Here is a 14,189-nt window from a genome sequence, read left to right as displayed (position 1 = left end):
TGACCGGAAGGAGCGCACGTCTATGCTGCGTTACGTCAAAAACGGCATGCTGATCCTCAGCATTGCCTTCATAGCCCTCGGCCTGCTGCTGCTCGTCATGCCCGAGACCAGCCTGCTGTGGATCTGCTATGCCTTCGGCGCCGTGGTGCTCATCACCGGCATCGTCTGCCTGGTGCAGTACGCCCGCCTGCGGGGCAGCGGATTTGCCGCCCCCTTCTTCCTGGTGGCCGGCGTCATCACCGCCGCGCTGGGCCTCTTCACCCTGGCACAGCCCCAGGTGGTGGCCAGCTTCCTGCCGGTGGTGTTCGGGCTGTTCATCCTCATCGACGGATGCAGCCGCATCGGCACCGCCATCGAGCTGGCCCGCCGCCGGGCCGACAAGTGGTGGATGATGCTGCTGTTCAGCGTGCTGTCCATCGCCCTGGGGGTCCTGCTGCTGGTCAATCCCTTCGGGGCGGCCGTCAGCGTGGTGATGGTCTGCGGCGTGCTGCTCATCATCGAGGGTGTGGTCAACCTGAGCTGCGTGGTCTATACGGCCATGGAGCTGCGCACCCTGGACCGGATGGCCGACGCTGCCCAGACCGCCGCCCTGGACGCCCTGGGCCAGATGCTGGACGAGGAGGAGGCCGAAGCCCTGAACCGGGACCACGACGGCGTCGTCTACAATGCCGAGAGCACCGAGGTGTCCGACGACACCCACCAATCCCAATAAGCCCATTTTTTGTAAGGAGTTTTTTCAACCCATGTATGATCTGATCATCGTAGGCGCCGGTCCTGCCGGCATTTTCACCGCCCTGGAGCTGCTGCGCAAGAGCGACAAGCCCCACAAGATCCTGCTGGTGGAAAAGGGCAAACCGGTGGAAAAGCGCCATTGCCCCAAGGACAAGACCGGCGTCTGCGTCAACTGCAAGCCCACCTGCGCCATCACCACCGGATTTTCCGGGGCGGGCGCCTTCTCGGACGGCAAGCTGTCCCTCTCCTACCAGGTGGGCGGCGAACTGCCCGACCTGATCGGCGAGGATTTTGCCCAGGAACTCATCGACTACACCGACAAGATCTATCTGGAATTCGGCGCCGACCCCAAGGTGGAAGGCATCTATGAAGGCCAGGAGGTCAAGGATATCCGCAAGCGCGCCATCCAGGCGGGCCTGCAGCTGGTGGACTGCCCCATCCGTCACCTGGGCACCGAGAAGGCCCAGCAGCTCTACCTGAACATCCAGAACCATCTGCTGGCCGCCGGCGTGGAGATGCTCTTCGAGACGGAGTGCGAGAACATCATCCTGGAGGGTTCGGTCTGCAAGGGTGTGCTCCTGCGGGAAAAGACCGGCACCCGGGAAGTGCTGGGCAAGCAGGTGGTCATCGCCACCGGCCGCCGCGGCGCCGACTGGCTGGAAAAGCTCTGCGCCGAGCACAACATCGCCCACAAGCCGGGCACCGTGGACATCGGCGTCCGGGTGGAGTGCCGCAACGAGGTCATGGAAACCATCAACAAGGTGCTCTATGAGGGCAAGCTCATCGGCTACCCGGCCCCCTGGCGCAACAAGGTGCGCACCTTCTGCCAGAATCCCGGCGGCTTTGTGGCTCAGGAGAACTACGACAACGACCTGGCGGTGGTCAACGGCCACAGCTTCAAGGAAAAGAAGAGCAACAACACCAACCTGGCCATTCTGGTCAGCCACAACTTTACCGAGCCCTTCAACCAGCCCATCGCCTACGCCCAGAAGGTGGGCGAACTGACCAACATGCTGGGCGCCGGGCATATTCTGGTGCAGCGCTACGGCGATATCCTGGACGGCAAGCGCACCTGGGCCAAGGAACTGGCCCGGGCCAACGTCCGCCCCACCCTGAAGGATGCCGTGGCCGGCGACATCACCGCCGCCATGCCCTACCGCGCCATGGTCAACATCATCGAGTTCATCAAGATGGTGGACCAGGTGGTGCCGGGCTTTGCCAGCTCCGAGACGCTGCTCTACAGCCCCGAGCTGAAGTTCTACTCCAACAAGGTCAAGATGGATACCGACCTGGAGACCAACATCGAAGGCCTGCACTGCCTGGGAGATTCCTCCGGCTGGACCCGCGGCCTGATGATGGCTTCGGTCATGGGCGTGCTCATGGGCCGCAAGCTCATGGAGAAGCACGGATTCTGATTTTTCCCTGAGAGAATACAAACAGCGGACCCCCGCCGCAAGGCGAGGGTCCGCTGTTTGTCGTTTCTCAGATCAGGCATTCTCCCCGAAGAAGAGCTTCATGTCCTCCTCCACGGTGCCGATGCCGGCGATGCCGAAGTTGTCCACCAGCACCTTGGCCACGTTGGGGCTGAGGAAGGCCGGCAGTGTGGGGCCCAGGTGAATGTTCTTCACCCCCAGATAGAGCAGGGCCAGCAGCACGATGACCGCCTTCTGCTCATACCAGGCGATGTTGTAGATAATCGGCAGGTCGTTGATGTCCTCCAGGCCGAAAACCTCCTTCAGCTTGAGGGCAATGACCGCCAGGGAGTAGGAGTCGTTGCACTGGCCGGCATCCAGCACCCGGGGGATGCCGCCGATGTCACCCAGGTCCAGCTTGTTGTACTTGTACTTGGCGCAGCCCGCCGTGAGGATCACAGTATCCCTGGGCAGGGCCTTGGCGAACTCGGTGTAGTATTCCCGGCTCTTGGCGCGGCCGTCACAGCCCGCCATGACCACGAATTTCTTAATGGCCCCGCTTTTGACGGCGTCCACGATCTTGTCGGCCAGGGCCAGCACCTGGGCATGGGCAAAGCCGCCCACGATCTCACCGGTTTCCAGCTCCTCCGGGGGTGCGCAGCGCTTGGCATGCTCGATGAGGGCCGAAAAGTCCTTCTGCTCCCCGATGCCGCCGGGAATGTGCACGCAGCCCGGATAACCCGCAGCGCCGGTGGTGTAGAGCCGGTCCTTGTAGCTGTCCTTGGGCGGGACGATGCAGTTGGTGGTCATGAGGACGGGGCCGTGGAAGGACTCGAACTCCTCCTTCTGCTTCCACCAGGCGTTGCCGTAGTTGCCTACAAAATGGGGATATTTCTTGAACGCCGGGTAGTAGTGGGCGGGCAGCATCTCGGAATGGGTGTAGACGTCCACGCCGGTGCCGGCGGTCTGCTCCAGCAGCATCTCCAGGTCCCGCAGGTCATGGCCCGACACCAGGATGCCGGGGTTCTTGCCCACACCAATGTTGACTTTCGTGATCTCGGGGTTACCGTAGGCCGTGGTGTTGGCCTTGTCCAGCAGCGCCATCCCCTGTACGCCGTACTTGCCGGTTTCCAGGGTCAGCGCCACCAGATCGTCGGCAGTCAGGCTGTCATCCAGCGTGGCAGCCAGGGCCCGCTGCAAAAAGGCATCCACTTCCTCGTCGTCCTGGAGCAGAGCGTTGGCGTGCTTGGAGTAGGCCGACAGGCCCTTGAGACCGTAGGTGATCAGCTCCCGCAGCGAGCGGATATCCTCATTTTCGGTGGAGAGCACCCCCACCGTGCGGGCCCTGGCCATCCAGTCCCCCTCGCCGTCCCAGCGGGCGGCTTCGGGCAGCGCGGCAGCATCCCCCAGCCGGGCCATCAGTTCCCGCTTGGTATCCAGGGTGGCGGTGATCCGTGCCTCGATGTCGGCCCGATCAAAGTTCGCGTTGGTGATGGTGGTGAACAGGTTCAGCGTGAGGAGGTGATTCACATCCGCCGGGACCGCCTGCCCCTGCTGCCGCAGAGCGGTGGTCACCGCGGCCAGCCCCTTGCTGGTCCAGACCAGCAGATCCTGCATGGCCGCCACATCGGGCTGCTTGCCGCAGACGCCCACCATGGTGCAGCCTTTGCAGCCGGCGGTCTCCTGGCACTGATAACAAAACATCTTCTCGTTCATGGGGTTCTCCTTTGTACAACAGAATTCAGAATACGACGACGAGCAGCATCTTGAACTGCTCCTGTCCGAAGACGGCATGGGGATGCCCGGCCGGCATCACGATGGACTCGCCCTCGTGCAGAAGATAGTCTTCCCCGTCGATGGTGATTTTTCCGGTGCCGTCCAGGCAGGTGACAAAGGCGTCCCCGCCCGAGGCGTGGGTGCTGATCTCCTCCCCTTTGTCAAAGGAAAACAGCGTGATGCTCACCGCCTCGTTCTGGGCCAGCGTCTTGCTGACCACCTGTCCCGGCTGGTAGCTGATCTGATCTTTCAGCACCAGGACTTCCGCCTGGCTGATATTTTTCATCTTTACGCTCATAACAGAACCTCCCTGTCTGTACTGTCCGGTATTAGGATGCCCCGCAGGGCTGTTGTCAGGATACAACAGTTTGTCCGTTCTGTATGTTGTAGATACAACAAAAGAGACGGTTCCTTGCGGAAACGTCTCCCGAAAATGCTCTGTATGGTCGGGGCCGACGCCGTTATTGGGCGTCCCCCTGCGTTTTTTCGGCGGCCAGATGCTGCAGATACTCGTCCATCTCGTCGGCCACCTGCTTGGAATAGCGCACCGCTTCCACCACGGTGCGGGCCCCCAGCACCACGTCGCCGCTGGCAAAGATGCCGGGGCGGGTGGTCTCGCCGTGGTCGTCGGTGGCCAGCAGGCCGTGGTCGGTCATCTCCAGCCCGGTGGTAGTGCTGACGATCCGGTTCTGCGCCCCCTGGCTGATGGCCACCACCACGCTGCTGGCTGGGAAGAACTTCGGCTCGGAAAGTTCCGTAACGTTGCCTTCCTCATCGAAGGACGCCTGCTGATAGCGCACTCCATCGTCGGTGATCTCCACCGGGCGGGCGCCGTAGAGGAATTCCACCCCGTCGGCGATGGCATATTCGATCTCCCGCACGCTGGCGGCCGCCTGGTTGCGGCGGCAGAACACCGTCACGTGCTTGACCCCTTTGCGCAGCGCCGTGCGGGCCACGTCCATGGCGGAATTGCCCGCACCGATGACCACCAGATCATTGCCCAGGTCGTAGACATCGGGATTGACCAGGTAGTCGATGGCAAAATGAACATGCCCCAGGCTCTCGCCGGGGATGCCCAGCTTCTTGGGCCGCCAGACGCCGGTACCGATGAAGATGGCTTCGTATCCGTCCCGCTGCAGGTCATCCACCGTCAGCGCCCGGCCGATGGCCGTGTTGGGCCGGATCTTGATGCCCAGCCGGATGAGCTGGGTCTTGTAGCGGTCCAGGATCTCCTTGGGCAGACGGAATTCCGGGATGCCGTAGCGCAGCACGCCGCCGATCTTTTCCCGGCTTTCAAACAGGGTCACGTCGTAGCCCCGCTGGGCCAGCAGCACCGAGATGGTGATGCCCGCCGGGCCGGACCCGATGATGGCCACCCGCTGCCCCTTGCGGGGTTCCGGTTTCAGTTCCATCCGGTCCAGGTAGGCGTCCGAGATATAGTTCTCGATGCTGGAAATGTGCACCGGTGCGCCCTTGATGCCCTGGACACAGTGTCCCTCGCACTGCTTCTCGTGGTCGCAGACCAGCGAGCAGACCACCGACAGCGGATTGTTGCGGAAGAGCATCTCCCCCGCCTGCTCCAGCTCATTTTCCCGGAAGAGCCGGATCATATCGGGGATGGGGGTGTTGATGGGGCAGCCGGTACGGCAGCGGGGATTCTTGCACTGCAGGCAGCGCTTGGCTTCATTGACAACATGGATGGGCATGGGAAACAACCTCCTTCTTTCCGATCACAGCACGGTCATACAATATCCAGCGGCGTCTTGTACCGCGGCGCCGGGAAGGCCCGGTCCAGCATGGCCAGTTCGTCGGGCGTCAGCCGGATGGCGGCCGCCTGGGCGTTCTGACGGGTATGGTGTGCCTTGCCGCTGCGGGGAATGGGCACCACCCCCGGCTGGGCCAGCAAAAAGGCCAGCAGGATCTGGGCCGGGGTGGCGCCGTGGGCATGGGCCAGCTTCTGCACTGACGGCGACGCCATCAGGCCTCTGCGCAGCCGTCCGGCCTGGGCCAGCGGGCAGTAGGCCATCACCGGGATGCTGCGCTCCCGCAGCAGCGGCAGCAGATCATATTCGATGCCCCGGCTGGCCAGGTGGTACAGCACCTGGTCGGTGGCGCAGCGGCCTCCCTCCGGCAGGGCCAGCAGTTCCTCCATGTCGGCGGTGTCCAGGTTGGACACACCCCACGCCCGGATCTTGCCCTGGGCCTTGAGTTCCTCCATGCAGGCCACCGTCTCGGCCAGCGGCACGCTCCCCCGCCAGTGCAGCAGGTAGAGGTCCAGATAGTCGGTGTGCATCCGGCGCAGGCTGTTTTCGCAGCTGGTGAAGATGTCCCTCCGCCCCGCATGGAAGGGATAGACCTTGCTGACCAGGAACAGGCCTTCCCGCGCAAAGCCCCGGGTCGCCTCCCCCACCAGCGTCTCGGCCGCTCCCTCGCCGTACATCTCGGCGGTGTCGATGAGGTTCATCCCCTGCTCGATGCCCGCCCGCAGGGCATTGCACTCCTCCCGGAAGGTGGCGGGATGCTCCCCCAGATACCAGGTTCCCTGTCCGACGGGACCTACCGCGGCCCCGCACGCCGTGACAAATGCACTCATGTTGGCTCCTTCTTTCCTTTCATTTTCCTCTTCCATTGTAGCGGCGGCACCTGCTTCTGGCAAGAATCGTTATTTCTTTCACTGCAACAATCTGGAATAAAGATTCCCGTTTTTGAAGTAAACCATTTCATCTTCTGCAATTCTATCCGTTGTGGTAAAAAGCTGTGCCCTTTTTTGTGGAGTTTGCTTCTTGTCGCGGTGCACGGGGTTCTGTATACTGGGGGCAATGGAAGGGCGCACAGCGCCCGCGGTCCAACGGAAATGCAAACAGGAGGTTTTACAATATGAAAATCGGTCTGATCGGTCTGGGCATCATGGGCAAACCCATGGCCAAAAATCTGCTCAAGGCGGGCTACACCGACCTGCTGGTCAGTGACCTGAACAAGGCTGCCGTGGAGGAGGTCGTCGCCGCCGGCGCCACCGCCGCCACCAACACCGAGATCGGCGAACAGTGCGATCTGGTGCTGACTATGCTGCCCAACTCGCCCCAGGTCAAGCAGGTCATGCTGGGGGAGGACGGCGTGGCCGCCCATATGCGTCCCGGCACCACCTTCATCGATATGAGCTCCATCAACCCGGTGGCCAGCAAGGAGATCGCCGCCGTGCTGGCCGAGAAGAACATCGAGATGCTGGACGCCCCGGTCTCCGGCGGCGAGCCCAAGGCTATCGACGGCACCCTGTCCTTCATGGTGGGCGGCAAGCAGGAAGTCTTTGACAAGTACAAGGATCTGCTGGGCACCATGGGTGCCAGCGTGGTGCGCTGCGGCGACGTGGGCGCCGGCAACACCACCAAGCTGGCCAACCAGATCATCGTGGCCTGCAACATCCAGGCCCTGGCCGAGGCCCTGACCCTGGCCCAGAAGGCCGGTGTTGACCCGCAGCTGGTCTTTGAGGCCATCCGCGGCGGTCTGGCCGGTTCCACCGTCATGAACGCCAAGGCGCCCATGATGATCGCCGGCGATCCCAAGCCCGGCTTCAAGATCGACCTGCACATCAAGGACCTGAACAACGCCCTGGACTGCGCCCACACGGTGGGCTGCCCGGTCCCCATGACCGCCGAGGTCCAGGAAGTGCTGCAGTGGCTGCACAACAACGGCGAGGGCCAGCATGACCACAGCTGCATCGCCCACTACTACGAGAAGCTGACCGGCATCCAGATCGGCCGCTGATCCCATTGATGATTTCCTGATTGGATGGATTCTCCTGAGTCGGAAAAGCCGGGTGCAAACCCGGCTTTTTCCGTTCCTGTCCTTGACAGGAGCGGCCGGGGCGGGATACACTGAAACCACAACCTTTTCCTCTCAGAAAGGAGTGCCGGGTCATGGCAAAAGTTGCCGTTTTGGTCCCCTACCGCGAGATGTGCGAGATCGCGCGTCCCATGCTGGAGGGCTACCCTCACATACAGACGATGTGCGTGGAATACGCCACCACCGACACCATCTCGGAACGTGCCCGGGTGCTGGAAGCCCAGGGATGCGAGCTGATCATCTCCCGCGGGCTGCACGCCCAGATCATCCGCCCTCTGGTGAAGATCCCCGTGCTGGAGATGCGCATCACCGCCCAGGAGCTGGGTTCGGTGGTGGTGGACCTGAAGCGGGAGCTGGGCGTCGACCATCCCCGGCTGGCGCTGATCGGCTTTGAGAACATGTTCTGCGACACCAGCTGTTTCGACGACCTGTTCGGCATCGAGCTGCGGCGGTACATGGTGGAGCATTCCAATCAGCTGGCCCCCTACACCGAGCAGGCCGCCCGGGAGGGCTGCGTAGGTGTCGTGGGCGGCGACATCGTCTGCGAGACGGCCCGCCGCATCCAGCTTCCCTACCGGTTCACCCCTTCGGGGGCCGAGAGCATGCGGGAAGCGCTGGACACCGCCTCCCGCATCTGCCATGCCATCGACCGGGAGAAGCGCAACTCCGCCGAGATGGACGCCATGCTGAACTACACCTTCAGCGGCATCATGCAGGTGGACCGCAACGGCACGGTGCGGCGGATCAACCGGGCGGGATACGATCTGCTGGGCAAGGCCCCCAACGAACTGCTGGGCCGCCCCATCACCCAGCTGCTGCCCAACCTCAGCGAGAAGGTCCTGCAGGACACCCTCTACCAGGGCAAGGAAGCCTACGCCTTTCTGCTGGACATCCGCCACAAGGCGGTCATCGTGAACATCGCGCCCATCCTGGTGGACGGCGACATTGAGGGCGCCGTGCTCACCTTCCAGGAAGGGCGGCGCATCAGCGAGATGGACAACGAGCTGCGCCGGGAGCTCTATCAGCGCGGGTTCATCGCCAAGTACAACTTCGACAATCTGGTCTGCGAGAGCAGCGAGAGCCGCCAGATGATCGCCCTGGCCAAGCGCATTGCCAAGTATGCGGCGCCGGTGATGATCACCGGGGAGAGCGGCACCGGCAAATCCATTCTGGCCCAGTGCATCCACAACGAGAGCCTGATGCGCAAAAACGCCTTCATTCCGCTGGACTGCAGCGCCTGGATGCCCGAAACACTGGACAACATGCTCTTCGGCAACTACTCCGCCCGCCACGACACCGGCGACAGCATGGCTGAGCTGGCCCAGAACGGCACCCTCTACCTCAACCACGTGGAGGCCCTGCCGCTGGAGACCCAGTACAAACTGCTGGGCCTGATCCGCGGCCGGTTCCTGCACAACGGCTCCAACCGCCCCACCGCGACCAGCGTGCGGGTCATCGCTTCCAGCGACGTGAACCTGATCTCCCGGGTGGAAAAGGGCGAGTTCCGCAGCGATCTCTACTACGCGCTGACCGTGCTGAGCCTGGAACTGCTGCCCCTGCGCCGCCGCCCGGCGGACATCATGGGCTGGGTCAACCGCCAGCTGGACGAATGGCAGGAAAAGTACAAGCGGTACGTCCACCTGACCCAGGGCGCCCAGGAGTTCCTGCGCAACTACGACTGGCCCGGCAACCTGAACCAGATCAACAACGTCTGCGAGCGGATCGTCCTGCTGACCGAGAAACGCAACATCGACGAGATCTTTGTGCGCCGTCAGCTGGAGCAGGTCACGCCCAAGCTGCTGCCCGGGTCGGAGCGGGTGGTGCTCTACAAGGACCAGAAAGCCGTCCAGATCACCGAGCTGCTGCGCAAGTACAACGGCAGCCGGGAGAAGGTCGCCGCCGAGCTGGGCGTCAGCAAGACGACGCTGTGGCGCTACATCAAGAAGTTCGGCATCGAGGAAGATTACTCCTACTGACCGCAAAACACCCCGCCCCCGGCTGGATTCCCAGTCGGGGGGCGGGGTGTTTCTATAGGAGGGGCAAAGGTTGGGTCAGGCATCCAGCAGCGTCACGGCCACATCGTTGACGTTGGTGCCGGTGGGGCCGGTGATGAGCAGGCCGTCCACCGCCTGCAGGGCGTGGTAGGCGTCGTTCTGCTGCAGCACCGTGAAAACGTCCAGGCCCTTGGCCCGGAGGTCCTCCATGGTGGTGCCGTCCACATAGCCGCCGGCGGCGTCGGTGGGGCCGTCGGTGCCGTCCGAACCCACGCTGAACACCGCGGCGTTTTCCAGGCCTGCCAGGCCCGGCGCGGCGGCCAGGGCCAGTTCCTGGTTGCGGCCGCCCAGGCCCTGACCGGTCAGGTGGACAACAGTCTCGCCCCCGGCGAGGAAGGCCAGCTTGCGGCCCTCCCGGGCGTGGGTGCGCAGCACATCGGCCAGGAAACGCCCGGCCTCCCGCGCCTCGCAGTCCAGGCAGTCGGTGAGCAGCAGCGGCTCATAGCCCAGAGCGCGGCACTGTTCGGCCGCGGCGGCGCAGAGTTCCCGCACACTGCCGGTGATGCGGGTGGTGACGTTGTCCAGCGCTTTGGGGGTCTCCTGCCCCAGCAGCTCCTGCGCCGCCGGGGAGAGCTGCAGCCCGTACCGCCGGGCGATGGCCGCCGCCTCTTCGCAGGTGGAGGAATCGGGGTAGGCCGGGCCGGAGGCGATCATATCCAGCGGGTCACCCAGAATGTCGGACAGCACGATGCTGTACACCTGCGCCGGGGCGCAGGCCTGGGCGAACCGGCCGCCCTTCACCGCCGACAGCCGCTTGCGGATGGTGTTCATGGCCACGATGTCGGCGCCGCTGGCCAGCAGCTGCCGGGTGATGTCCTGCAGCTCATCGCCGGGGATCAGCGGTTTTTCAAACAGCGCACTGCCGCCGCCCGAGAGCAGAAACAACACGGTATCTTCCGCCGTCAGGCCGCGGACCAGCTCCAGTGCCTTGGCGGTGGCGGCAAAACTGTTTTCGTCGGGCACCGGATGCCCGGCCTCGCAGCAGACCACCCCGGGGATCTCCCCCTTGACGTGGCCGTACTTCGTCACCACCACGCCGCCGTCCACACCGCCCAGCGCTTCCACCGCCGCATGGGCCATCTGCCAGGCCGCCTTGCCGGCGGCCACCAGCAGGGTCTTGCCCGGGCCGGGGGTAAAGTCTTCCAGCGCACGGCGCACCGCCCGGTCGGGCAGCACCGCCGCAATGCTGGCCTGGACAATGGCATCGGCCTGTTTGCGTAAGTTCCGGTTCATGGCAGATTGTCTCCTTTCAGCGGCGGGTCAGACCAGTTTCATCTCCGCCAGCACGCTGCGCAGTTTTTCTTTTTCGGCCGGGGTCAGTTCCTGGATGGGATCCAGGCACTTGCCCACCGGGATGCCCTGCATGTTCAGCCCTTCCTTGATGACCTCGGGGAAGGTGCCCATGTTGGTGGCAATGCGCAGCGGGGCCAGGCGGAACTGGGCTTCCAGCGCACCTTTCCAGTCGCCGTCCATGAATTTGTCGTAGATGTCCGCTACCACCCGGGGCGCCACGTTGGCACAGCTGGCCACGGCGCCTGCGCAGCCGTAGTGCAGGCCGGCGTAGATCATGGTATCACGGCCCATGATCACCTGGAAGTGGTCCCGCTCGCCGGCGGTCAGCCGCAGGTATTCCCCGCAGTTGGTCATGTCGCCGCTGGAATCCTTGATGCCGATGATGTTGCCGCAGTCATGGGCCAGCCGGGCCGCCGTGGCCGGGGCAATGTTGACGTTGGTCTTGGGGGGATTGTTGTACATCAGCACCGGCATGGTGGTGCTGTCGGCGATGGTCTTGTAGTAGGTGTACAGCTCTTCCTGGGTCTGACTGACAAACATGGGCGTCAGCACGCTGACGGCGTCGTAGCCGCCCACCTGCTCCACCAGCTTGATCAGCCGGATGACCTCCCGGGTGGTGATGTGGCTGCAGCCTGCAATGAGCTGGATGGGCTTGCCGCTGCGGGTGGTCTTGCCGGCTACCGCGTCGCGCACCGTCTCCAGCCCTTTGACGAACTCGTCGTCGTGCAGGGCGTAGAACTCGCCGGTGGTGCCGAAGGGAAACAGCCCGTGGACGCCGCCGTCCACCAGAAAGACCGCCATCTTTGCCATGGCGGCAAAATCTACGTGACCCTCGGCGTCAAAGGGGGTGATGATGGGAGGAATAATGCCATAGGGTTTAAACATACTCGTTCTCTCCTTTTGCAGGATCAGCGGCCGATCTCGATGCCGGTCAGCTTCTCGTAATAGTGGGCGATGCAGCTGTGGTCATGCTGGCCCTCGCCCTGATTGTGCAGCCATTGCAGCACTTCCTGGACCTCGGCGGTCATGGGGACCGGGCAGCCCACCGTGTGGGCGCAGTCCAGGGCGTTGTTCAGATCCTTGATGTGCAGGTCGATCTTGAAGCCGGGCTTGGGATCCCCGGCGATCATCATGGGGGCCTTGGCGTTCATGACGGTGGAACCGGCCAGGCCGCCGCGGATGGCCTCAAAGACCAGCTGCGGGTCAACGCCGGCTTTCTGGGCCAGGGTCAGGGCCTCGGCCAGGGCCTGGATGTTGCAGGCCACGATGATCTGGTTGGCCAGCTTGGTGGTGTTGCCGGCGCCCACGTCGCCGCAGCGCACCACGCTGGTGCCCATGGCCTCCAGCAGCGGCTTGAAGCGGTCAAAGACCTCCTGCTTGCCGCCCACCATGAAGGACAGGGTGCCGTCGATGGCCTTGGGCTCGCCGCCGGAGACCGGGGCGTCCAGCATCTCGATGCCCTTCTCTGCCAGGGCGGCGGCGATCTCCTTGCTGGCAATGGGGTTGATGGAGGTCATATCGATGAAGGTGGTGCCGGGGCGCATGTGGGCGGCCACGCCGTCCTCCCCCAGCATGACCTGCTTGACCTGGGGCGAGTTGGGCAGCATGGTCAGCACCACGTCGCATTGTTCGCCGATCTCGGCCTGGGTGGCGGGCGTTGCCCCGCAAGCAGCCAGCTCCTTCATGGGGGCTTCGCTGCGGTTGTTCACCAGCAGCGTGTACCCGGCTTTGAGCAGATTCTTCGCCATGGGCTTTCCCATGATGCCCAGACCGATCAATCCAATCTTCATATACAATCCATCCTTTCCTGTGAAAAAACAGCGGTTCCGCGCCGCTGCGTGACAACTTTTTCTGCTGCAGCTTTGCTTTTAGTGTACACAAACCAGGCCGCAGCGGCAATTGGCAAACCCCACAAAGCAACGCCCCAAAAGGTGGTGTCTCTGCCAGTTTTTCAGCTTTTGAAACAAGCTTTGAAAACAAATGTAAGGCGGGTTTCATTTTTTTGACCCGTTACACACAAACGCCGGGCCCCTGTAGGCAGGAGCCCGGCGCTTATACCCGTACAGGGGACGGGACAAATGCCGTAATGAAACTTACCGCTTGCCCAGCTCTTTCTCCGCCGCCCACATCAGGCCCTTCATGAAGCCGGTGGGATAGCAGAAGGAACCCGGCATGCCGCCGAAGCCCTCCATGGGCTTGAAGCCGTGGTCGATGGAGATGACCGCGTTGCAGTCGCAGGCCACCAGCTGCTTCATGATGGCATACATGTCGGCGTAGCCATCCTCGGGCAGGGTCTCCTCAAAGACCGGCAGGGTGCTGTCCACATTGCGGAAGTGGACGCAGAGGATGCGGTCGTCGGCGCAGAATTCCTTGATATCGGACATCAGATCGCCGAAATCGTCGCCGCCCTCCAGCCAGCAGCCCACGCAGAGCTTCATGCCCAGCGCCTTGCTGCCATGGGCCATGGCGAAGGCCTTGCGGTAGCACTCGGTGTTGTAGATCAGGCTGGGGATGCCCGCCATGCAGGCCAGCGGCGGGTCGTTGGGATGCAGCGCCATCCGTACGCCGGTCTCCTCGGCCACGGGGATGACCTTGTCGAGGAAATACTGGAAGTTGTCCCAGATCTCCTGGTCGGTGTAGGCGCGGTCCTCGGCGTTGGGGCGGGCCATGATCTCGTTCTGGTCGCAGAAAGCCGAGATACCGCCGCGGGTGTGCTGGCCTACCCGGTGGTCGGTGCGCAGGATGCCGTTGGGCTGCCAGGCTACCGAGGTGAACGGCACCTTGGCCTTGCCCATGACCCGCAGCATGTTGTTGAAGCGCTCGATCTGCTCGTCGCGGTCGGCGAGGTTCAGATGGATGCTCTTGTTTTTCTGCAGTTCGTTGCAGGCCGCGTCGGAGACCGTCAGGCCGAAGCCTGCCAGGCGTTCCTGCTGGGCAGCGATGCAGTCATAGGTGAGTTCGTCCGGCGTCAGGAAGAGGCTGACGTTTTCCACACCCATCTGACGGATGAAGGAAAGGGCCTGGTCACTTTCGACGGTGCGGACGGGGATCTGAGGACGCATAGACATAGTCGTTTTCTCCT

At 63.3% G+C, this 14,189-nt stretch carries 12 protein-coding genes; 4 read left to right on the top strand and 8 right to left on the bottom strand.

Translation table 11 applies throughout. From position 1 onward, the window contains the following. Positions 1 to 22: 22 nt before the first annotated feature. Both NQ490_RS09660 and NQ490_RS09655 read left to right on the top strand, forming a co-directional pair. Complete coding sequence (locus tag NQ490_RS09660) at positions 23 to 712, top strand: HdeD family acid-resistance protein (RefSeq protein WP_007045558.1); 690 nt, start codon at positions 23 to 25, stop codon at positions 710 to 712. Positions 713 to 743: 31 nt separating this feature from the next. Further along, a complete protein-coding gene (locus NQ490_RS09655) occupies positions 744 to 2,147 on the top strand; it encodes an NAD(P)/FAD-dependent oxidoreductase (RefSeq protein ID WP_007045557.1) in 1,404 nt (467 codons plus the stop codon). Positions 2,148 to 2,219: 72 nt separating this feature from the next. On the opposite strand, the gene hcp is transcribed toward NQ490_RS09655, so the two are convergent. The 4 genes from hcp to NQ490_RS09635 form a co-directional block, all read right to left on the bottom strand. Further along, the gene (gene hcp, locus NQ490_RS09650) at positions 2,220 to 3,860 is read right to left on the bottom strand and encodes a hydroxylamine reductase (protein ID WP_007045556.1); all 1,641 of its coding nucleotides are present in this window, start codon (positions 3,858 to 3,860) and stop codon (positions 2,220 to 2,222) included. Between the two features lie 25 nt (positions 3,861 to 3,885). Continuing rightward, positions 3,886 to 4,218 carry a cupin domain-containing protein gene (locus NQ490_RS09645; RefSeq protein ID WP_007045555.1) on the bottom strand — a complete coding sequence of 111 codons (333 nt, stop codon included), beginning with the start codon at positions 4,216 to 4,218 and terminating at the stop codon, positions 3,886 to 3,888. A 163-nt stretch (positions 4,219 to 4,381) separates the two neighbouring features. Further along, a complete protein-coding gene (locus NQ490_RS09640; RefSeq protein WP_007045554.1) occupies positions 4,382 to 5,626 on the bottom strand; it encodes an NAD(P)-dependent oxidoreductase in 1,245 nt (414 codons plus the stop codon). A gap of 35 nt (positions 5,627 to 5,661) precedes the next feature. Further along, positions 5,662 to 6,513 (bottom strand): aldo/keto reductase, encoded by an 852-nt coding sequence (locus NQ490_RS09635; protein WP_040917367.1) that lies wholly within the window; start codon positions 6,511 to 6,513, stop codon positions 5,662 to 5,664. Positions 6,514 to 6,677: 164 nt separating this feature from the next. On the opposite strand from NQ490_RS09635, the gene garR (NQ490_RS09630) reads away from it, so the two are divergent. Together garR (NQ490_RS09630) and NQ490_RS09625 are read left to right on the top strand one after the other, a co-directional pair. Continuing rightward, on the top strand, positions 6,678 to 7,682 hold the full coding sequence (garR, locus tag NQ490_RS09630; protein WP_320415294.1) for a 2-hydroxy-3-oxopropionate reductase: 1,005 nt from the start codon (positions 6,678 to 6,680) through the stop codon (positions 7,680 to 7,682). A gap of 152 nt (positions 7,683 to 7,834) precedes the next feature. Continuing rightward, a complete protein-coding gene (locus NQ490_RS09625; protein ID WP_007045550.1) occupies positions 7,835 to 9,736 on the top strand; it encodes a sigma 54-interacting transcriptional regulator in 1,902 nt (633 codons plus the stop codon). Between the two features lie 75 nt (positions 9,737 to 9,811). On the opposite strand, the gene NQ490_RS09620 is transcribed toward NQ490_RS09625, so the two are convergent. The 4 genes from NQ490_RS09620 to NQ490_RS09605 form a co-directional block, all read right to left on the bottom strand. After that, on the bottom strand, positions 9,812 to 11,047 hold the full coding sequence (locus NQ490_RS09620; protein WP_007045549.1) for a glycerate kinase type-2 family protein: 1,236 nt from the start codon (positions 11,045 to 11,047) through the stop codon (positions 9,812 to 9,814). A 27-nt stretch (positions 11,048 to 11,074) separates the two neighbouring features. Continuing rightward, a complete protein-coding gene (locus tag NQ490_RS09615; protein WP_007045548.1) occupies positions 11,075 to 11,992 on the bottom strand; it encodes a dihydrodipicolinate synthase family protein in 918 nt (305 codons plus the stop codon). A gap of 23 nt (positions 11,993 to 12,015) precedes the next feature. Then, entirely contained in the window at positions 12,016 to 12,897 is an 882-nt protein-coding gene (gene garR / locus NQ490_RS09610) for a 2-hydroxy-3-oxopropionate reductase (protein ID WP_007045547.1), read from the bottom strand. Between the two features lie 303 nt (positions 12,898 to 13,200). Further along, on the bottom strand, positions 13,201 to 14,175 hold the full coding sequence (locus NQ490_RS09605) for a mannonate dehydratase (protein WP_007045545.1): 975 nt from the start codon (positions 14,173 to 14,175) through the stop codon (positions 13,201 to 13,203). Positions 14,176 to 14,189 lie beyond the last annotated feature (14 nt).

It is taken from the genome of Subdoligranulum variabile (genome assembly GCF_025152575.1).
Classification (GTDB): Bacteria; Bacillota; Clostridia; order Oscillospirales; family Ruminococcaceae; genus Gemmiger; species Gemmiger variabilis.
The sequence above is the reverse complement of the archived record's forward strand: the minus strand, read 5'-3'. Positions and strand labels throughout refer to the sequence as shown.